At 42.3% G+C, this 19,651-nt stretch carries 20 protein-coding genes, 1 other RNA gene and 1 pseudogene; 3 read left to right on the plus strand and 19 right to left on the minus strand.

Features of this window, described 5'->3' with window-relative positions; all coding sequences use genetic code 11:
• Nucleotides 1–58 precede the first annotated feature (58 nt).
• The 10 genes and pseudogenes from tlp to B9L23_RS12055 form a co-directional block, all read right to left on the minus strand.
• Nucleotides 59–292, minus strand: coding sequence for a small acid-soluble spore protein Tlp (tlp, locus tag B9L23_RS12010; RefSeq protein WP_089097729.1), 234 nt, complete (start codon nt 290–292; stop codon nt 59–61).
• Between the two features lie 33 nt (nt 293–325).
• Entirely contained in the window at nt 326–469 is a 144-nt protein-coding gene (locus B9L23_RS12015) for an acid-soluble spore protein N (protein WP_015864061.1), read from the minus strand.
• Between the two features lie 55 nt (nt 470–524).
• Nucleotides 525–656, minus strand: a complete 132-nt coding sequence (locus B9L23_RS12020) for an FbpB family small basic protein (RefSeq protein WP_015864062.1) — start codon at nt 654–656, stop codon at nt 525–527.
• A gap of 127 nt (nt 657–783) precedes the next feature.
• On the minus strand, nt 784–1,299 hold the full coding sequence (locus B9L23_RS12025; RefSeq protein WP_062755981.1) for a redoxin domain-containing protein: 516 nt from the start codon (nt 1,297–1,299) through the stop codon (nt 784–786).
• 88 nt (nt 1,300–1,387) lie between these two features.
• On the minus strand, nt 1,388–1,528 hold the full coding sequence (locus tag B9L23_RS20500) for a hypothetical protein (RefSeq protein ID WP_015864064.1): 141 nt from the start codon (nt 1,526–1,528) through the stop codon (nt 1,388–1,390).
• A 65-nt stretch (nt 1,529–1,593) separates the two neighbouring features.
• Nucleotides 1,594–2,430, minus strand: a complete 837-nt coding sequence (locus B9L23_RS12035) for a sulfurtransferase (protein ID WP_062755983.1) — start codon at nt 2,428–2,430, stop codon at nt 1,594–1,596.
• The gene (locus tag B9L23_RS12040; protein ID WP_062755985.1) at nt 2,427–2,705 is read right to left on the minus strand and encodes a YpbS family protein; all 279 of its coding nucleotides are present in this window, start codon (nt 2,703–2,705) and stop codon (nt 2,427–2,429) included. Before B9L23_RS12040 ends, B9L23_RS12035 begins: the two co-directional genes overlap by 4 nt.
• The gene (locus B9L23_RS12045; protein ID WP_062755987.1) at nt 2,698–2,889 is read right to left on the minus strand and encodes a hypothetical protein; all 192 of its coding nucleotides are present in this window, start codon (nt 2,887–2,889) and stop codon (nt 2,698–2,700) included. Before B9L23_RS12045 ends, B9L23_RS12040 begins: the two co-directional genes overlap by 8 nt.
• Nucleotides 2,890–2,932: 43 nt before the next feature.
• Entirely contained in the window at nt 2,933–3,679 is a 747-nt protein-coding gene (locus B9L23_RS12050) for a nucleotidyltransferase domain-containing protein (protein ID WP_062755989.1), read from the minus strand.
• A pseudogene (locus B9L23_RS12055) lies at nt 3,676–7,923 on the minus strand (xanthine phosphoribosyltransferase); the annotation flags it as partial. The pseudogene B9L23_RS12055 and the gene B9L23_RS12050, both read right to left, overlap by 4 nt.
• Nucleotides 7,924–8,215: 292 nt before the next feature.
• Here B9L23_RS12055 and B9L23_RS12060 point away from each other — a divergent pair.
• The 3 genes from B9L23_RS12060 to B9L23_RS12070 are packed head-to-tail and all read left to right on the plus strand — an operon-like array spanning nt 8,216 to nt 10,501.
• The gene (locus tag B9L23_RS12060) at nt 8,216–8,359 is read left to right on the plus strand and encodes a cytochrome c oxidase subunit 2A (RefSeq protein WP_089097731.1); all 144 of its coding nucleotides are present in this window, start codon (nt 8,216–8,218) and stop codon (nt 8,357–8,359) included.
• 22 nt (nt 8,360–8,381) lie between these two features.
• Nucleotides 8,382–8,855, plus strand: a complete 474-nt coding sequence (locus B9L23_RS12065; protein ID WP_089097732.1) for a cytochrome c oxidase subunit II — start codon at nt 8,382–8,384, stop codon at nt 8,853–8,855.
• Nucleotides 8,852–10,501, plus strand: coding sequence for a b(o/a)3-type cytochrome-c oxidase subunit 1 (locus B9L23_RS12070; protein ID WP_089097733.1), 1,650 nt, complete (start codon nt 8,852–8,854; stop codon nt 10,499–10,501). The genes B9L23_RS12065 and B9L23_RS12070 overlap by 4 nt, the downstream gene beginning before the upstream one ends.
• A 40-nt stretch (nt 10,502–10,541) precedes the next feature.
• Here B9L23_RS12070 and B9L23_RS12075 read toward each other — a convergent pair whose 3' ends face one another.
• From B9L23_RS12075 to B9L23_RS12110, 9 genes are all read right to left on the minus strand, one after another.
• The gene (locus B9L23_RS12075; protein WP_062755999.1) at nt 10,542–12,044 is read right to left on the minus strand and encodes a carboxypeptidase M32; all 1,503 of its coding nucleotides are present in this window, start codon (nt 12,042–12,044) and stop codon (nt 10,542–10,544) included.
• Between the two features lie 92 nt (nt 12,045–12,136).
• Entirely contained in the window at nt 12,137–14,077 is a 1,941-nt protein-coding gene (locus tag B9L23_RS12080; protein ID WP_089097734.1) for an ATP-dependent DNA helicase, read from the minus strand.
• Between the two features lie 205 nt (nt 14,078–14,282).
• Nucleotides 14,283–14,453 (minus strand): hypothetical protein, encoded by a 171-nt coding sequence (locus B9L23_RS20510; protein ID WP_015864075.1) that lies wholly within the window; start codon nt 14,451–14,453, stop codon nt 14,283–14,285.
• 98 nt (nt 14,454–14,551) lie between these two features.
• Nucleotides 14,552–15,706, minus strand: a complete 1,155-nt coding sequence (locus tag B9L23_RS12085; RefSeq protein WP_089097735.1) for a THUMP domain-containing class I SAM-dependent RNA methyltransferase — start codon at nt 15,704–15,706, stop codon at nt 14,552–14,554.
• A gap of 91 nt (nt 15,707–15,797) precedes the next feature.
• Entirely contained in the window at nt 15,798–17,513 is a 1,716-nt protein-coding gene (locus tag B9L23_RS12090; protein WP_089097736.1) for a putative bifunctional diguanylate cyclase/phosphodiesterase, read from the minus strand.
• Between the two features lie 136 nt (nt 17,514–17,649).
• Nucleotides 17,650–18,058: RNase P RNA component class B (rnpB, locus tag B9L23_RS12095), an RNA gene on the minus strand.
• Between the two features lie 124 nt (nt 18,059–18,182).
• The gene (gene gpsB / locus B9L23_RS12100; protein ID WP_015864078.1) at nt 18,183–18,479 is read right to left on the minus strand and encodes a cell division regulator GpsB; all 297 of its coding nucleotides are present in this window, start codon (nt 18,477–18,479) and stop codon (nt 18,183–18,185) included.
• A 43-nt stretch (nt 18,480–18,522) separates the two neighbouring features.
• Entirely contained in the window at nt 18,523–19,089 is a 567-nt protein-coding gene (locus B9L23_RS12105) for an SLOG family protein (RefSeq protein WP_062756004.1), read from the minus strand.
• Between the two features lie 66 nt (nt 19,090–19,155).
• Nucleotides 19,156–19,389, minus strand: a complete 234-nt coding sequence (locus B9L23_RS12110) for a CotD family spore coat protein (protein ID WP_073968024.1) — start codon at nt 19,387–19,389, stop codon at nt 19,156–19,158.
• Nucleotides 19,390–19,651 lie beyond the last annotated feature (262 nt).

The following is a 19,651-nucleotide window of genomic DNA, read 5'->3' on the forward strand; positions in this document are numbered from 1 at the left end:
TTTTATTAGATAAAAAAAACGGAGTCATCCTGCAATCAGGATTACTCCGTTGTCTATATTATCGATAGCCGTTTTCGCGTGCCGCTGCCTCATCTTTAATTTCAGCACGCATTGCTGCAATCGCTTCTTCGCGCCGCTTGTTTTTTTCAGCGATTTTTTCTCGCTCTTCCGGAGAAGCGAATTGCATTGTCTCTTCAGCCTTTTCGATATTTTCAATGGTGTTTTGTACCATATCTTGCAATTTTTCTACATTATCGCTACGATCATCCGGTTTAGGACGATGATGTACCATCACGTTTCCTCCTTCGTGATTGTCATTCGGTATTTATTCGCCTTTTGTTTGAATCACTTGAGCATGTTGCCCAGATTGATCTTGCATTTTTTTCCCTTTATTTCCTCCAGCGGCACGAGGTTGGGTGCCTAGATGGTTCGGATTGAAATATTTTGGGTTTCCCCTCGGATTGCTCATGTACCTCGCCTCCTCACCATCTAGTCTGTCCGCCCGGATGATCGCTATGCATGGCTTATTCTGCTTTTTTTAACATGCGTTCTTCCAATTTTTTTTCGATTTTTTCCATTGCTTCACGGTCATTGAGTAATTGACGTTTATTTTCCATAATTAATTCTTGAAATGTCATTTTACGGGTTTTTCTCATTTCTTAGCCCTCCTCTCAATTATTATTTTAATTTCATTAATTCCCAAAATAGCTGAAAATTATTACAACTTTTCGAAAAATTTTATGTTGCAAATAAAAAAGCACCTTTCTGTTAAGAAAGATGCTTTTATTCACGGAATGCCGCTGTTATTTCCACCATTTGTTTATATGTCATCGGACCGATAATTTTTTTGCGAATGACACCATCTTTATCAATGATATACGATGTTGGAATCGTTTGAATATGATATAGTTCTAATGCTTTCTTTTTTTCATCCAACACCACTGGAAACGATAGTTGATATTCATTGATAAATGACTTTACATTTTCACGAGTATCTTGCGACGTTAAATGAACCGCAAGCAATTCCACGTCAGAATGATAGGCTTTATAAAATTTTTCCATATCAGGCATTTCTTTTTTACACGGCGGGCACCATGTTGTCCAAAAATTGACGATTACCGGCTTTCCGCGAAAATCAGATAAATGTATCGTTTGGCCATTCAATGTCTGCAACGAAAAATCGGGCGCAGCGTTACCTACAGAAAGACCGACTTCCTTTGCTTTTTCTGCTGCCAACGCATTCCAAATGCCGTATCCAGTAATAGCAAGCAGCAATATAGCGACAATGAATTTTTTCATTGATTTCCCTCCCGCTACGTTTATTAAAACATAAAATGATCAAGAAAAAAAGCAAAAAAGGGGCGTCCATAGGACAGCCCCATTTAGATTAGCGGATATTTTTATGTTCGTTTTTCATTTTTTTCGCTTCTACTTCCGCATAGGAAGCAAATTCATTATTAAAACCGTTTTTTTGCTTTGCGTTGTTATTGCGTTGTGCATTGGCGTTGCCAAGTTTCGTGCGACCCATGCGACTTCCTCCTTTGCAACAAGGGTACATCGATAGTATAGGTAAACGGTGAAAAAATTATTTTGTTATTTTTCCCCTGTCGCAATCGGATTTTCTGGATAGGAAATCCAATCACTCCAGCTTCCTGCATACAAACGTACATTCGTATAACCTGCTTCTTTCAACGCAAGCACGTTTGGACATGCCGTCACCCCAGAACCGCAGTACACGATAATGGGAGCATCTTTTTTGATTGCGGAAAAGCGCTCCGCTTGTTCTTGCGGACTTTTCCAATACCCCTCGTCCGTCACACAGTCTTTCCAAAACATATGGAGGGCTCCCGGAATATGTCCTGCAATGCGATCGATTGGTTCTTCTATGCCTGCGTATCGCTTCCATTCCCGTGAATCGATAATAATCGCCGATGACTCTTGAACCGCACGGCGCACGTCATCGACAGTCGCTAGCCACGAAGGCTGAGGGCGAGGCTGAAATGATCGCGGTTTTACGGCAGCAACCTCTGCTGTGACTGGATACCCCGCTTCTTTCCATTTTGTATAACCTCCGTCTAAGACGTAAACACGCTCATGCCCAAGATAGCGAAGCAGCCACCAACACCGTGAAGCCATCGCCCCGTCCTGGTCATCATATGCAACAACCGTAACCGTTTCATCAATTCCTGCCGCTGATAGCTTCTCTGCCAATTCTTCAACAGTCGGAAGCGGATGCCGTCCGCCATGTTTGCCGACAGGCGCGGATAAATCTTTTTCTAAATCAAAATATAATGCGAAAGGAAGATGATCTTTCCTATATTCATTTAATCCCCGAGTTGGATCATTAAGGTAAAAGCGGCAGTCAATAATGCGGACATTATCGTGATCGAGCCGATCCGCGAGCCATTCATGTGAAACAATATAGTTCATTTCGTTCCCCCTTGCTTTGTTAAACGTTCCGTATATTCTTTTACCATTTCAACCGTTACGTATTTCCGTTGCGGCATGCCACCGTGCTTTGCTAATTCGTTCATTTCCTTCGTTACTTCATTGATTTTTGTCACCGTAAACGGCAAACCGTTTTGGCAAAGCGCAACTGCTTCGTCAATATAGCGCTCTCGTTCCGCCTCTAATTGCACAAAACGCTTAATGGCCGCATGCTGTTTTTGGATATGGGCGGTAATCGCTTCATGTACTTCACTCATTAGAATCTTCCTTTCTCTTTTCCTTTTCCATTAAAACGCGAACGTTCGGCTTTGGCGTCCAACACCGGAATTGATAATATGGTTTCGTTTCGTAACCAAGCCGTTGACAATAAGTATAAAGTCCTTGGTCCGTTTTTTGAATCCCGTAATGAATGCAAGTAGCACACGCGTGAAACCGTGTCATCGTCTCTCCCCTTTATAGAAGACTCCCATGGTGCAACTCAAGTTCAAACTCCTAAAAGCTCCCATACGAATTCATCGAGCAAACGAACGTCGACCGTTTTTTTGTCTGGAAGCCGCTTAAGCGCTGACCGTTCCATATCGATGACGGATAATATTTTTGCAGGTAATGCGAAAGAAAAATCCATCCGCTTTTCCGCTTTCGCTTGCCGCAACAATCGAATAAGCTCCATGATCGATTCATCCCCATCCGCCAGTTGAAAAAGCGAAAGCGGAGGAAACGCATGATACCGCATGATCCAATGTAAAGCCAATGCCCCGCGCAATGTTTGCACAAACGTTTTGATATACACTTTGCTTCCTATTTCCTTTTTTCTAAGCAAATTGGCATTTTTCACTGTCAACGAATGATAGTGATAAGCCAGACTTTGCAATGAATAATACTGTCGGATCATCTCATTCATTTTTGTATAAAAATCATCGTCTTTTGCATAAATGATCGGGGAAGAAAACCATTCATAAAGCGACGGATTCGATTTTTGAAAAAGCTGCAGCGCTTTAAAAACGTCCCAGCTATGCCATTCGATGGGCGGAGTCGAATCACTCCACGTCTCCGACCATTCGGAAACGGTTAAATACGACCGAATTGGTTTGATCGTAATAAGCCGGACGTCATAGTCGCTTTCTTTCGTATCTATCCCGTATGCCCGGCTTCCCGCCTCACACGCGTATAACACGCGAACGGATTGCTGTTTCTCGATCTTTGTTAATTCATGTTGAATGAAATCCCTCATTCTTGTTCCTCCAATAAACCCGCCAGCTGCCGCGCACATTCGCGCAGTTGTTCGACATCGACTTCGGCCCGTAGTGTCGCCTGCAGTCCAGAAAAATAGTCATCGACTTGACTTGCAAGAAAAGCGATAAACTCTTTAATCGCCATTTCATATTGCTCTTTATAAAACTGAAACATACGCTGTTCTTGTCGAGCGGCATAATCGTCGATTGGCTGCTGTATTTGTTTTTCTATTTCTTCTTTCATATAGCGCTTTTCATCCCGTTCAAAAAACGATTTTGCGTTTTTATACATCGACAGTGCTTTAGAAAATCTTGCTTCATCGATTTGCTCGAAACCGAGCGGAAATTCTGGAGTGGAAAACGAAATCGTTTCTAAAGAAGAAAGAGGCACTCCTTTATGAATCCGTTCGATTTTGTTGCATAGATCCATAAATTGTTCATGAAGACGCTCCTTTAAAAATCGCTCGACTCTTAAGCTTGTTGCACGCATTTCTTGCGACAAGTCAAATCCAACAGAATGCAGCAATTCTTCTAAACACGCCCGAAGTGCTTGGCGAATATCACGGCCGTCGTCGCGCAGTGAAGCCGGATTGAACGATTCTTTAAACCAATCGTTGAAACGGAATGATACGCGCTGTTTTACATAATAAACAAGCTCGGCGATTTCTTGTTTCATCGCATGTATATCATGGTCGATGGAGACAGAGTCAAGCAGCTTGTGAATCGCTGTTTGCTCTTGCGAAAGCGCGCGTTGTTTTGCGGCTTTTTCCTCATTGCTTTGCTGTGCGACATCAATATAGTCAAGAAGCGTCTTTTGTGCGCGCTTCATTTCGGCATATGCTCCTCTGACCGCTACTTCCGTCAACTCTTCCGTAATAAATCGAGTAAAATCTTCTTCAAACTGCCGAATTCCCGATTCCGTTAAGAAACCGTATCCTCCATCTGCTTTTTTGCCTGTTTTTTCATCAAGGGCGAAACGGCTGGAAAGTGCGTAAAGGCGCGGAAAACGAATGCCAAATTGAGCAAGCTGTTCTTCCACATACGCCAATACTGCGTTGAGTTCCTCTCTTGAATGAGCCAAATCCGCGGCATTGACGATAAAAAACATTTTATCCATCGCAAACGTATCTTTGACGCGTCCAAGTTGGATTAAAAATTCGCGATCCGCCCTCGAAAACGCATGGTTATAATAGGTGACAAACAAAATCGCGTCGGCGTTTTTAATATATTCGAACGCCACTCCCGTATGACGGGCATTAATGGAATCCGCTCCAGGCGTATCGACAAGCGTAATTCCTTGGCGGGTGAGCTCACAGTCATAATGCAGCTCGACCGATTCGATAAAACAAGCGGTCGTTTCTTCGGCGACATATTGAACAAATTCATCGATCCCGATGCGCAGCTTGCGGCCGAGGTGGTCTTTCATGCGTTCAAAACCGGAAATAACCGATTGAAGAAAAGAATAATGCGGTTTTTCATGCGCACCGGCCTCCTGCAAGCCCGCTATCTTTTCGCACATCGCAAGCGCTTCGTCCCACGTTTCCGCGTTCATATGAAAATAGCGGAGCGAAGCTTGAACGTCTGAAAAAAGCTGCTTGTCGCTTTTGACTTGGACGATCACGGTACCATGCGGATATTCTTCTGTAGGCGGCACAATTTTATTAATCGTCGCTGTCGTTGGGTTTGGAGATGACGGCAGCACCTTCTCTCCAATAAGCGCATTAGCAAATGACGACTTCCCAGCGCTGAACGCTCCAAAAAGAGCAACCGTAAATGTGCGATGTTCCAAGCGATCGGCTTTCTCCGTTAATTCGCGGACAAATCGATTCATTCCATTTAATCCAGTGATGATATTTACCGCTTGTCGTATACATTCTGTCGTTTTTTGTATTTTTTGACGCGCGGATTTCCCCTGACTGAGCGCTTGTTCTGGGATGTGCGGACGTTTCTTTTCGTGATCTTGTTTCGAAGGAACCGTCAGCGCTGAAGATTCCAGCTTTCTTATCACAGGCAAAGCGGTCAACTCCGCAAGCCGCTTGTCATCACTATCTTCTAAAACACGATTAGACGAAAGCAAGCAAACAAGTTGTTCATGCACCTGCTTGCGCGTTTTTTGAAGATGGTGAAGCCGTTCGATCCATTCATATTTTTCTGTTTCCGACGCAATTTGATCTTCAAGATGACGGCGTTTTTCTTCTGTTTGCTCTCTCCATTTCGATAATAATCTCTCAAATAACTGCATTGCCGCATTTCGGTATCGCTTTTTTACTTCATAAGCAACATCGTTCGTATAATTCAGAACGGCTTCTCCGGTTGCGCCTGCTCCTTTTTTCACCAGTGCGCTTAAAACGTCCGCTTCCCAATCCACCGTCCATTGCTGACATTGATTTAGCAGGACGGAATCCTCTATATCGTGTTCTTTGAGAAAACGGATCAACAGCTGGCGAACGTGCCACTCGATTTGCGAAACCGCTTTTTCTTTTACGTTTTCATAAAACGCCCGCAACCGGTTTGCCCGTTCTTGTTCGGTTTTTCCTTTCGTAAATAAAAAACCGACTTTGAAATCCGGCTGCATGGATTGTAAATACGCTTTCGCAAGTTCCCGCGTTTCAAACGGCATGATATAAGCATTCTCCAAAATATGATATAACTCTTTGCGAAATTCTGTTTCCAAGTTCATATGGGCTGCTTCCAGCTGCTCGAGTTCCTCTTGCATCCGGTTAAGGCGCTTTCGTATTTGTTCTTCTTCCGTTTCATCACTTAAAAGTGCAGCAAGGCGAGCTCGGATCGCTTCTTCTTCCTCCGCATCTTTCTCCTCAAGCCAGCGAACGTGTTCGTCAATAAGCCGCTTCAACGCAACCTCCACACCGTAGAAAAGACGTTCGTCTTTTTCACGGAAAAGCTTCTGAAAACACTCGACTAGCTCGTTCCATTCGTTACGCGGATTATCCGGTGCTTTCAAAGAGGTAAAAAATATGCGTTCTGCCTTTACGCCCCAATTTCGAAACGCTTCCTCGACGGACTGGCGAAATTCATGAAACGACAGCTCATTGTCGCGATGTTTATCGATTTGATTAATAATGAGATATAACGTTTTTCCGTAGTTTGTTAATTCTTTCGTAAATTGAAAATTTAATTCCGCTTGCACATGGTTGTAATCCATCATATAAAACACCACATCGGCTAAGTGAAGCGCCGATTCGGTCGCAAGCCGATGCGCATCATCGGTGGAATCGATTCCCGGCGTATCCATCATTACAATTCCGTTTGGAATGCGCGATGTTTGCCGGCTTACTTCGATTAATTCAATCGCATCTCCATCTTTACATTGAGCGCGAATAAGCTCAAGATGATATGGCGGTTTGTACTCCACCGGCGGTTCATGCTTGTAAAACACCCGCACGTATTCTTGTCCTGATTTCACTTTCACAAGATTGGCGCTTGTCGGAATCGGACTAGATGGCAATAACGGTTCGCCAAGAAGAGCGTTAATCATGCTCGATTTTCCTGCGGAAAAATGACCGCAAAAGGCGATGGCAAATTGTTCGTTCGCCGTTTTTTCAAGCAGCTGCTTCGCTTTTTTGGCATTTGTCTCATCGCCATGAGCAACAAACGCATCGTATACATCGATGATTCTTTTGAGCCATGTCGTTAACGATGTTTGTTGAGTAACTGGTCCCATGTTCAAACCCCTCGCCTTAATATCATATACAATCATTTTACTGTATTTACGCACTTTTCCCAATACAAAAAATATAAAAATCCCGTCATCTATGGATGCAACGCGCGCCAGCGACACAACGCGAAATCCGCGTGATCGAAGCAACTGCCCGCCGTCTTGGAACGCTTTTTCAATGACAATGCCGATTCCGGCAACATGGGCTTTCGCCTGCGCGACAATATCTGTCAAACCTAAGGCCGCTTGACCGTTTGCTAAAAAATCATCAATGATCAAAACACGATCTTGATGATGGAGAAACGATTGGGAAACGAAAATTTCCGTTTCTTCTCGTTTGGTAAATGAATACACTTTCGCCGTATACAAATTTTCGGAAAGTGTAACCGGTTTTCGTTTACACGCCACTAACAACGGGACACCTAATTCATACGCTGTCATCAATGCTGGGCTAATTCCTGATGATTCAAGTGTCAACACCTTTGTAACCCCTTCATGACAAAACGCATTCGCAAACGTTTCACCAATCTTTTTCATCAGTTGCGGATCTACTTGATGATTTAAAAATCGATCTACTTTGTTACCAGGGGAAAAACGATCTCGCCGTCTATCAAAAAATGATTTTCATATGGCAAGGGAACATATCGGAAACTACATCTGATAGGCCGATGTTCACAATATTTTCACATTCCTCCCCTATCATATGTGAGAAAAATCACTGTTATATTAATTTTTTAAGGTTATTATAGTGAAAAAGTAAGAAATGAACAATTTGTGAACTAGTAAAATACACCTACCATTTTCCAAATGATTTTGTATGATGAAGTTGGGATGATTTTTTGGGAGGAGGTATAGAACGATGGCGAAAACAGAATTACAACAAACCAAAACAAAAGAGCAAGAACCGCCTTTAAAAGGCACGCTCGCTTCCGTGTTTTTTCTCGGGTTTTTCATCATTCTCTCATGGGTTAGCGTCTATTTGTTATACTTGCATCGCTTATAAGCTATAAGAGAGGGGATATAGCATGCATATGCACAAATACGAAAAAATTTGGCTTGTGTTCGGAATCGGCGTTCTCTTCGCTTTTTTGGTCATCGTCGGTGTAAGCGCCTTCGCTGAAGGCCAACAGCCGCCAAGCTGTTTGACGACCATTGATCCAGAGAAGGTAGATCAAACACCGCCGTTTGACAAACCTGGATTAGTTAAGACTGGGGATAATGAGTATCAACTTAATATTGTCGTATCTGCTTTTGCGTTTACGCCAAACCAAATTGAAATTCCTAAAGGGGCGAAAGTAACAATTAACGTTACGACAAAAGACGTCATTCATGGTTTTCAAGTACCTGGAACAAACATTAATATGATGGTAGAGCCTGGATATATCAACACACTTACACACACATTTAACAAACCAGGCGAATATACGATCCTTTGCAATGAATATTGCGGTGCTGGTCACCATATGATGACTGGACGAATTAAGGTGGTGGAAAAATGATGGGGGAAATAATGAAAGTAGATCGTCGTGACGCAAAATTAGCTTTAGCGCATATTTATGTCGCGTTTACTGCCCTTGCTTTAGGAGGATTGGCTGGATTATTACAAACGCTGGTGCGCTCCGGAAAATTTAATTTACCAGCAGGCATCAGCTATTATACGATTTTAACGACACACGGTGTATTGCTTGGCCTCGTATTAACGACATTCTTTATTATCGGATTTCAATTCGCTGCAGTAAGCCGGACGGCCGGAACGTTATCTGATCGCGTCCGCTTTTGGGCTTGGGTTGGCTTCTGGACGATGACGATCGGCACATCGACGACAGTATTTTACATTTTAACCGGTCAGGCTTCAGTCCTCTACACATTCTATGCGCCATTGCAAGCACATGCCGGCTTTTATATTGGTTTAACGCTCTTAGTTGTTGGCAGCTGGATCAGCGGCTTTGCGACCTTTGCCCACTATGCGCGTTGGAAAAAACAGCATCCTGGCCAAGCCAGCCCGCTGCTTACCTTTATGTCGGTAACGAATATGGTTTTATGGCTTGTTAGTACGTTAGGTGTTGCTGCAACCGTTTTGATTCAATTGTTGCCGTGGTCGCTTGGCATCACTGACCGAGTGAACGTTTTAGTCAGCCGGACATTGTTCTGGTATTTCGGGCATCCGCTTGTTTATTTCTGGTTGCTTCCGGCTTACATGGTTTGGTATGTTGCCATTCCAAAAATCATTGGTGGAAAAATTTTCTCTGATTCTTTAGCACGTTTAGCATTTATCTTGTTCCTATTTCTCTCGATTCCTGTCGGATTCCACCATCAATTGCTTGAACCTGGTATTAAGCCGTTTTGGAAATTCATACAAGTTTTCTTAACACTTATGGTAGTCGTTCCATCGCTAATGACGGCGTTTGCGATGTTTGCGACATTTGAAGCATACGGACGCTCAAAAGGCGCAACTGGACTATTTGGTTGGCTTCGCAAACTGCCTTGGGGAGATGCGCGCTTTTTCGCGCCGTTTATCGGAATGGTATTCTTCATTCCTGCCGGCGCCGGTGGAATTATCAATGCTTCTCACCAAATGAACCAAGTCGTCCATAATACGATTTGGGTAACGGGGCACTTCCATTTAACGGTTGCGACAACGGTCGTGCTTACATTCTTCGGTGCCGCATACTGGCTCATTCCGCATTTAAGCGGCCGCGTCATGACAAAAGCGATGAACCGTTTAGCGATTATTCAAACGGTGGTATGGACGATCGGCATGTTGTTTATGTCCGGTTCGATGCATTTTGCCGGATTGCTTGGAGCGCCGCGCCGTTCGGCATTTTCCACTTACGGAAACTCACCGCAAGCGCTTGAGTGGATTCCATATCAAATCGCCCAAGCGGTCGGCGGAACGATTTTATTCATCGGTATTATTTTAGTTCTTGTTATTGTCGTCAACTTAGCATTTTTCGCTCCAAAAGGAGAAACAGAGTTTCCTGTCGCTGAAGCGGCAGAACCGCAAGAACGCGTAGCACTTGCGATGGATAACTGGAAACTATGGATTGGTATTACGGTCGCGCTCATTTTGATCGCTTACACAATCCCGTTTGTCGATATGATTCAAAATGCTCCTCCGGGGTCAAAAGGTTATAAATTATGGTAATACAAAATCCCCCCTCCTCTAAAAAGGAGGGAGGATTTTTTTATAGTTGGTAAATTGCTTTATATTTTTCTTCTAAATAACGGATCAAATAGTCGGCATTCAACGCCTCTCCGGTTGCCTCTTGCAAAATTTCCAGCGGCTTTTTCGTCTTCCCAAATCGATGGATTCTCTCTGTCAGCCACTCACGAATCGGCGTTAATTCCCCTTTTTCGAGCAATTCATCGAAATGCGGCAAATCTTTTAGCATCGCATGCTTAAACTGCGCCGCATACATATAACCGAGCGCATAAGATGGGAAATATCCAAAGCTTCCTCCGGACCAATGCACGTCTTGCAATACGCCAACCGCGTCATTGTCCGGACGGATGCCGAGATATTCTTTATATTTATCGTTCCAAATCTCCGGCAAATCTTTTACTTCGATCGTTCCATTAAACAATCCTTTTTCGATTTCGTAACGAACAATAATATGTAACGGATAAGTTAATTCATCTGCCTCAATCCGAATAAGTGATGGTTTTACTTCATTAATCGCGCGATAAAACGCATCGAGAGATACGCCAGAAAATTGCTCAGGAGCATATTGCTGCAAGCGCGGATAATTTCGTTTCCAATATGAATAATGACGGGCAATAAAGTTTTCATAAAATAACGACTGCGATTCATGAATTCCCATCGATGTACCTGTGCACAGCGGCGTCCCAATCAATGTTTCTGAAATATGCTGTTCATATAAGGCGTGGCCGCATTCATGAATCGTTCCGAATATAGCGGTGCGAAAATCGCGTTCATCATACCGTGTTGTAATCCGGACATCGTTCGGATTGAGGCCAATCGCAAACGGATGAACCGTTTCATCCAACCGGCCTTTCGCAAAATCATAGCCAAGCTCTCGCAACAGCTCCAGACTAAAAGCGCGCTGTTTTTCCTTTGGAAACCGATGGAATAAAAACGATGTTTCCGGCTGATTTGGAGAGGCGGCGACTTCTTGCACAAGCGGAACGATATGTTCACGCAGCTTCCGAAATACTTCGTCTAACACATCCACCGTCATTCCTGGTTCATATAAATCAAGAAGCGTATTGTACGGATTTCCTTTATATCCCCAATACTCAATAAATCGTTTGTTAAATTCTACTAATTTCTCTAAATATGGACGAAACAGGGCAAAATCAGCGGTTGCCTTCGCTTCTTCCCATACACTTTCCGCTTTTGATTGCAATACAACATATTCTTTATATTCATCTGCTGGGATTTTTTTGTTTCGCTCGTATTCTTTTTTGCATTCTTCTAACGTATAGCGAGTGACTTCCGAAAGCTGTTCATGTTTTGGCGACAATTTAGCGATAAAGGCGGCCATTTCTTCTGACGTGGACATTTTAAACACTTCTTGCGAAAGAATTCCGATGACTTCTGAACGTTGTTCGACTCCTTTTTTCGGGGCGCCCGTCCGCAAATCCCAATACATTAATTGAATCGCTTCATTATAGCTCATCATTTTTTTTACGTATTGTAAAAACTGCTCTTCTATTTTTTTGATCATCTTGTTTCCCCCTGTATCTTTTGTTGCATGATAATATTTCCATGACCAAAAGCGGATTTCCTCTTTTTTGCGATAAAAAATGAGGAAAGAAATTATTCTTCCCTCACTTTTGTCGGCAATACCTCTTTAATTGCTTCAATAACCTTATCATTCTCATCATTTGTCACAAAAATAGAAACGATGCCGCGGTCTTCGCGTGTGCGGATCAAGCGGCCTACTCCTTGACGAAGCCTTAGCAGCATATACGGCACATCGACACCCCAAAATGAATCATCATATGCCTTTCGCTTCGCCTGAAATACCGGATCATTCGGAGGATACGGTAGCGACCAAATAATGACGTTCGATAGTGATGGCCCTGGAATATCCAATCCTTCCCATAAATGTTCTGAGCATAATATCGTTTCTTCATTTGCTTGGAATGTCGCAACGAGTTCACTAATTTCCTGATCGCCTTCAAACAAAAAGGCAAATTCCTTCTCGCCGCTTGCTTGCTCTTTAAATTGCAGCAACTCTTGTCTTGACGGGAACAAAATAAGCGCTCTTCCTTCTGTTTCGCGAATTTTACGCAACGCATATTCATATTTTTGTGAAAATAAGTTTTCATCATTGGTAAACGTCGGCATAAAAATCGTCATTTGGTTATCGTAATCAAATGGCGATTCCACACTAAACGATAAATACTCATCAATTCCAAGACTTTCTGCAATATATTGAAATGATTTGCGGTTTGATAGTGTGGCAGAAGAAAAAATAAACGGAATACGCTTATTAAACACTTTTTCCCGCAATACTTCCTGCACAGTGCGCGGCATAACGACAAGAGTAGTTTCTTGACGTGATGACTCCACCCACGTAATGGCATCGGCATTATTCATAAATAAATCAAGCGAATATTCAAGTTGGTCTAAATATTCATCCACAATATTCAATTGATAATGGTCAATCGTATATGTTTCGCTTTCAAACACAAGCTCATTGCCGATGTCGACAATTTTGGCATGCAATTGTTTGGCAAGGCGAAGCAGTTTTTCCGAAAACGTAATTTCTTGACGGTTAGAACCGGCTACTTCTTTTGAACAAGACTTTAGCTCATCAAAAAACCGCACGCTTATTTGCAGCGTTTCTTCGATCAAATAAGCAAGCTCTTCACGGATATCATTCTCTAACAGCCGTGTGAGCAAGTTTTCTAACGTTGTTTCTTTCATCCGATAGGTTAACGCTTTTTGTGCGGCAAACTCTAGCAAATGCCCTTCGTCAAATACAACACAGCTTGCTTCCGGCAAAAGCGGGAGCTGCCCTTCGCGTTTGCGCGCTTCATATGTCCAAACATGTTCCATATAAAAGTCGTGTGAACAGACGATTAAATCAGCCGCTTTCCGGTAATATTCCCGTGATAATGTTTGGCCGCAGCGATGGCGTTTTTCACATGTAAAACAGTCTTGGAACGGGTCCCACGCGATTTTTTTCCATTGTTCATCGCTTAAATGGGCGTATTCTTTGCGATCTCCATAATGATAGAATGCTTGCAGCGGCTTATTATCGTGAACGAACGCAGGAAGCTCGTCATAAATTTGTTCGTAAAGCTCGATGTCTTTATCATCATACATCACGACTTCATCCAGTTTATTTAAACATAAATATTGATCAGGGGATTTCGCTAAGCGTACGTCAATATGTAAACCTAGCACATTCGATAATTTTGCAATATCCCCTTCTTTCTTCACTAGCTGCTCAATGAGCGTTTCATCGGCACAGGCAATAATGGCGGGCTTCCCTGTATAACGGGCGTAGCAAATCGCATACAACAAATATACGATCGTTTTTCCGGTACCGACCCCCGCTTCGGCAAACATCACTTTTTTCTCTCTAAACGCGCGTTCTAGCTGAAACGCCATATATATTTGTTCATCCCGCAGCTCAAACCCTGCTTCTGGCAAAATGTCGTAAAAGACATCGCCAATCCATTCCCCCAGTTTATCAAAGAAATTTTCGTTTTTTTCTAATGCAAAAGGATAGCGCTCACGGCTCATCGTCGAAAAACCCTCCAAAAATATAATAAGACTTTCACGCCTGTCCAAATCCATTCAACAAACGTTAGCGCGCAATGCTTTTACTGCTGCGCGCTGTCTGTCATCTGCCAAATCATCTGTAAAAAGTCTAACAAGATATTATTATGATTCATCGTACAACAGAAGTCAATAATGAGCAATGAGCCGAGCGCAAACTTTTATTGCTTTATGCTTTCATCGAACTAGATATGCGGTATGTAAAAGCCTGCTTCCACATATTTTTCGCCATTTCGATTTGTTTTAAATGCTCATCTTCAATGTTTTGTTGTACTAATAATTCATACGTATTATCGAGCGCTTCTGAAATTTTCATCCAATCAATGGAAGAATGTCTCATTGTATATCACCTTCCTGCTAAAATAGTTCATCATAATATCCATATTATATGCAGAAAGGGATGTTCTCATTCGTTGCAAGCATAGCAACATGAGAAGCTTATTTTCGTTCGGCAATATCTTTTTCCTTCGGCGGCCGCGGACCCCAGTATTGGTAATAATGTGTTTCGATAAAGCCGTTGAATAATTTGCGGCGCTTCGTCGCTTTTTTCCCATAATGTTTTTCAAACTCTTTATGCGCCGTCAAAATATAAATGGACCACGTATCTAAGGCAGAGAACGTTTTGCCCATGTCCCGATACATTGCTTCTACTTCTCTACGCTCGCCAAGCCGCTCGCCATACGGGGGATTGCCGACGATCACGCCGTATTCTTTGCGTGTGCGAAAATCTTTTACTTGCATTTGCTTAAATGACACTAAATCGGCAAATCCGGCTTCCAGCGCGTTTGTTTTTGCGATTTCCACCATGCGATGGTCAATGTCAAATCCGGAAATATCGAGAGGCTGGTCATAGTTGGCCAAATCTTCTGCTTCCTCCCGTGCTCGCTCCCATGTTTTTTCACCAATCCAGTCCCATTGTTCGGAGACAAAGTCACGATTAAATCCTGGCGCAATATTTTGGCCAATCAGCGCCGCCTCGATCGGAATCGTTCCCGATCCGCAAAACGGGTCGACAAATGGCCGGTCCGGCGTCCAATTCGTCAGCTGCACGAGCGCGGCTGCTAATGTTTCCTTTAATGGAGCTTCCCCTTGGAGGGTGCGATAACCGCGTTTATGCAGCCCTGCTCCGCTTGTGTCAATGGTTAATGTGGCAATATCTTTATGCAAGGCTACTTCAATGCGATAAAGCGGTCCGGTTTCTTCAAACCATGAAACACGGTAATGTTTTTTTAAACTTTCCACCACCGCTTTTTTCACAATCGCCTGGCAATCGGAAACACTAAAAAGCTTTGACTTTACTGATTTTCCGATGACAGGAAAATTCGCATTCACCGGCAAATAATCCGCCCATGGCAACGCTTTTGTTTGCTCAAACAGTTCCTCAAACGTCGTCGCTTTAAATTCTCCGACTTTCAATTTCACGCGATCTGCGGTGCGCAACCATAAATTAGCGCGGCAAATCGCCAGCTCATCAGCGGTAAACGTCACTTTTCCATTTTCCACTTGACACTCATAACCGAGACGACGCACTTCATCGGCGACGATCGATTCCACTCCCATCGCCGCCGTAGCGATTAACGTAATCGAACCCATTTTTGTCCTCCTATTTTTTTATGTTATAAAACCTCAAACTCTCGCAATTGTATGTAACCATCCGAACAAAACACTAGCAAGCACGGCGCTTTTAATCATAAAGATGGTTCCACATATCTAAAAACTCATATAATTCGCTAATTGATAGCGGCTTAGATACATAATATCCTTGTACAAAATCACAAGATTGCTTTTCCAGTATTTGATACTGTTTCTTCGTTTCCACTCCCTCAGCCACCACTCGAATCTGAAGGCTGTGCGCCATCATAATGATCGCATTAACAATTGCCGATTCTTCTCGATACCGAGATAATTGTTTGATAAAACTTCGATCGATTTTCAATATATCGATCGGAAAACGATGCAAATAACTTAACGAAGAGAATCCCGTTCCAAAATCATCAATCGCAATGCTTATTCCCATTGTTTTTAACATGGTGAGTCTTTCTACAGACTTTTCAGCGTGAGGCATGACGGCGCTTTCTGTCAATTCCAGCTCGATCGAACGCGGATTCACGTTTACCGATTCGATCGTTTTTTGCAATTTTTCTATAAAATCAATTTGTTGAAAATAAATAGGAGAAATATTTATGCTCATTTTTATATAAGGAAAACGTAACTGTAATTGTTTCAAATGTTCACAGGCTTGCATCATAATCCAATCACTAATCGGTGTAATTAAACCCGATTCTTCGGCAAGCGGAATAAACATTCCTGGAGAAATAAATCCTTTTTCTGGATGGTTCCATCGAATCAGCGCTTCTACCGCACGAATTTGTTTCGTTTTTACATCTAATTGCGGCTGATAATAAAGTTCAAATTCTCCCCTTTCAAGCGCCTTCCTCAACGCGGTTTCAAGTTGAAACAACTGTTTGCCGTTATGATGCTGCATTCCGTCATGATACAAAGCATATTGATTTCTTCCATTCTTTTTTGCTTGGTACATCGCGCGATCGGCCATGCGTATCAACGTTTCTTTATCTGCTCCGTCGTATGGATAAACACTAATACCGATGCTAGTAGATATATATATTTCTTGATGGTTAAAGCAAAACGGCCTCTTCAATGATTCAACAATTTTTTCCGCCATATATACCGCTTCGCGAATATGTTTTAAATTTGGCAAAATAATGACGAATTCATCACCACCAAACCTCGCGATCGTATCTTGTTTTCGCAACATTCTTTTCAGACGTTGCGCCGTTTCTTTCAATAACATATCTCCCACACGGTGGCCTAACGTATCATTAATGTTTTTGAAGCGATCTAAATCTAGAAATAATAAAGCAAATGACTGATTATGTTTTTTGGACATTCGAATAATACTTTCTAATCGTTTTTCAAGCAAGTACCGATTCGGCACGTTTGTTAATGTATCATAAAGCGCTAGTCTCGTTAATTGCTCGACATTTCGTTTATGTTCTGTAATGTCAGAAAAAATCGCCACATAATTTGTCACATTTCCCTTTTGATCCTTTACCACACTAATAGTTAACCATTCAAGATACAATTCCCCATCTTTTCGCTTATTCCATATTTCCCCTTTCCATACTCCATGTTGTTTTATATCATTCCACATTTTTTTGTAAAATTGTTTATCATGCATTCCAGATTGCAAAATGCGCGGATTCTTACCAATTACTTCTTCCGCGCTGTATCCGGTGACAATTTCAAATGCCGGATTCACGAATAAAATTCTATTTTGCGCATCTGTAATAATAATGCTTTCGTTAGAATATTCAAAAATATTTTTTGCAATTCCAGCGAACGTATGTATATCTATTAGTTGTTGATCATGATCATACACTTATATCCCTCTCCCTTTTCCTTAATCACTACAAGTTATATTACGATTATAGTCATTTTTTAAACAATGAAAAAGCTCTCCTTCATGCAGGAGAGCTTTTTCATTATACCATATACCATCTCCGACGTTAATAATGTTCTGTAAGCCATGTTCTGTACCTTCGTACTGCAAACGGCTTGTCGCCTCGTACTCCGGCGGTAATCATCTATCTACAGATGGAAAAAACTCCATCTGTCCTTCCCTCCGTTCATTTCCTTCGGGAAGGCGCCCCTACCATAATTTGGGTTTCTCGCTCGTGGGGTTTACCGCGTTCCACCTCTAAGGTTTCCCTTAGAGCTGCGTCACTGTGGCACTTTCAGGGTAATCGAACCATATCCCAAGAGAGGCCTTGGGACTTAGGTTCTTTCCCCGCCGTCAGCCCAGCATTACGCCAGACTGCCCTAGCTTATGGTTTCGCTAGGCACGAACACTACGGGCATCTCAGCACCGTGCGAGCATGGACTTTCCTCTACGGCAATGAATTGCCGCAGCGATTACCCGAACATTATTAACGTCGTTTGCACATTGTAGTATAGTTCATTTTTCATGTTATTTCAATAGGAAAATTTTCGAACTATATGTACTTTTACCATGCAGCACTTGATCTTTTCCATTTGTCCAACAAAAAAATTAATCGTATAATTTATTGCCAAATACATGTTTTTCTAAATTAGATAACCGTTGCAAAATATCATAGTTTGTTGTTCCCGCTTGCGCAGATGGCCGTTTTTGCAGCTCTTCTATTTGCCGTTTCAGACGAGCGTTCTCTTGCTGGAGCTGCTCAATTTCCTGTTGGAACGTTTCATAATCTTTAATAATCATGTCCAAAAACTGATCGACTTCGTCTTGATTGTACCCCCGCATACTTACTTTAAATTCTTTTTCTAAAATTTCTTTTGGCGTTAATTTAATACGACCGGCTAACATCTTTTTCACCCCAATTCCACATTCCGCTATTATCTTTATTTTTTCAGAAATCAAATCGATTGTCAATTTGCGTTTCATTGATCTGCGCTTCTTCTATAATAGCTTGTAAATCGGAAAACGTAATGGGAAAAATGGCGTAATTTTCTTTTCGTTTCGCAACTTCTAACATATATTTCGGTGTCCCTTCTTTTTCCTCATCATAGACAATGAGTAAACCGTCGCTTTTTCGGACGATCCATTCATTTTTCCAGCGAAACTGTGCAGGACTTTCGTATGGCCGTTTTGTAATGCTGTCGACAAAATCAGCTTGCGATACAATCCATTCATAATATTCACGGTTCATTTCATTCCATCGTTCTTCTTGATTCAAAAACGGCGTAAGAATAGCAACTTGCAACTGAGGATATTCCTCTCGCAGGTCATATGCTGTTTCAGCCGCCCAAAGTTCCACCCCTAATTGTCCGCTAATCACAATCCATTCCAGTCCTTCCTCTAACAGTGAAAGCAACCTTCGACGTATCGCTAATTGAATATAGGAAACAGCTGGATGATTATTAGAAAAAATATTCAGCTCATACGGTTTATATCCTGTGATCGCAAGCACTCTCATTGTTTTTATACTCCTTCTCTTTGCTAAAAAACAGGAACCGCCATGGCGGCTCCTGTTTCATTGGGATTAACATCCCCATGGGAACGGAGCAGGACCAGGAAAATTGCAATGTTGGTTGGCTACTTGGTTGACAACCGACTCCGTATGCGGGAAATAATGCTGATGTTGGAAAAGATGATGGTTGACATGTGTCGTATGTGATGGATGAATGTGTGGTACGATTGTTGCTTGGAAATGATGTTGTACACAACATCTTGGTGGATGAACAATCGGTGCCAATACATGTGGTCCGCAATGCATATCCATTCTCCTTTCTTTTCATAAGCTTATGTTTTACAATATCAGCCTATGATGAAAGGAGCGGACATGTACTAGTATAGACACCCATTTTTCCATATTCGTCTGTAACGGACAGCCAAATTACGTTAAGTTTCTAAACACAACAAACGTTAAACATATCACGAGAAAAAACAAGTAAAAAATTTTTTTGTACATGCTCCGCATCGTTTTCTCCCCGCCATTTCGTTTGTTTTTATCTATCCCGAAGCAATTGTACATATTT

Origin of the sequence: Parageobacillus galactosidasius, assembly GCF_002217735.1 — a bacterium.
GTDB classification, from domain to species: domain Bacteria; phylum Bacillota; class Bacilli; order Bacillales; family Anoxybacillaceae; genus Parageobacillus_B; species Parageobacillus_B toebii.

Excerpts from the sequence above, each read along its gene's own strand:
- tlp (WP_089097729.1), bottom strand. The coding sequence starts at position 292 with ATGGTACATCATCGTCCTAAACCGGATGATCGTAGCGATAATGTAGAA.
- B9L23_RS12015 (WP_015864061.1), bottom strand. The coding sequence starts at position 469 with ATGAGCAATCCGAGGGGAAACCCAAAATATTTCAATCCGAACCATCTA.
- B9L23_RS12020 (WP_015864062.1), bottom strand. The coding sequence starts at position 656 with ATGAGAAAAACCCGTAAAATGACATTTCAAGAATTAATTATGGAAAAT.
- B9L23_RS12025 (WP_062755981.1), bottom strand. The coding sequence starts at position 1,299 with ATGAAAAAATTCATTGTCGCTATATTGCTGCTTGCTATTACTGGATAC.
- B9L23_RS20500 (WP_015864064.1), bottom strand. The coding sequence starts at position 1,528 with ATGGGTCGCACGAAACTTGGCAACGCCAATGCACAACGCAATAACAAC.
- B9L23_RS12035 (WP_062755983.1), bottom strand. The coding sequence starts at position 2,430 with ATGAACTATATTGTTTCACATGAATGGCTCGCGGATCGGCTCGATCAC.
- B9L23_RS12040 (WP_062755985.1), bottom strand. The coding sequence starts at position 2,705 with ATGAGTGAAGTACATGAAGCGATTACCGCCCATATCCAAAAACAGCAT.
- B9L23_RS12045 (WP_062755987.1), bottom strand. The coding sequence starts at position 2,889 with ATGACACGGTTTCACGCGTGTGCTACTTGCATTCATTACGGGATTCAA.
- B9L23_RS12050 (WP_062755989.1), bottom strand. The coding sequence starts at position 3,679 with ATGAGGGATTTCATTCAACATGAATTAACAAAGATCGAGAAACAGCAA.
- B9L23_RS12060 (WP_089097731.1), top strand. The coding sequence starts at position 8,216 with ATGGCGAAAACAGAATTACAACAAACCAAAACAAAAGAGCAAGAACCG.
- B9L23_RS12065 (WP_089097732.1), top strand. The coding sequence starts at position 8,382 with ATGCATATGCACAAATACGAAAAAATTTGGCTTGTGTTCGGAATCGGC.
- B9L23_RS12070 (WP_089097733.1), top strand. The coding sequence starts at position 8,852 with ATGATGGGGGAAATAATGAAAGTAGATCGTCGTGACGCAAAATTAGCT.
- B9L23_RS12075 (WP_062755999.1), bottom strand. The coding sequence starts at position 12,044 with ATGATCAAAAAAATAGAAGAGCAGTTTTTACAATACGTAAAAAAAATG.
- B9L23_RS12080 (WP_089097734.1), bottom strand. The coding sequence starts at position 14,077 with ATGAGCCGTGAGCGCTATCCTTTTGCATTAGAAAAAAACGAAAATTTC.
- B9L23_RS20510 (WP_015864075.1), bottom strand. The coding sequence starts at position 14,453 with ATGAGACATTCTTCCATTGATTGGATGAAAATTTCAGAAGCGCTCGAT.
- B9L23_RS12085 (WP_089097735.1), bottom strand. The coding sequence starts at position 15,706 with ATGGGTTCGATTACGTTAATCGCTACGGCGGCGATGGGAGTGGAATCG.
- gpsB (WP_015864078.1), bottom strand. The coding sequence starts at position 18,479 with ATGTTAGCCGGTCGTATTAAATTAACGCCAAAAGAAATTTTAGAAAAA.
- B9L23_RS12105 (WP_062756004.1), bottom strand. The coding sequence starts at position 19,089 with ATGAGAGTGCTTGCGATCACAGGATATAAACCGTATGAGCTGAATATT.
- B9L23_RS12110 (WP_073968024.1), bottom strand. The coding sequence starts at position 19,389 with ATGCATTGCGGACCACATGTATTGGCACCGATTGTTCATCCACCAAGA.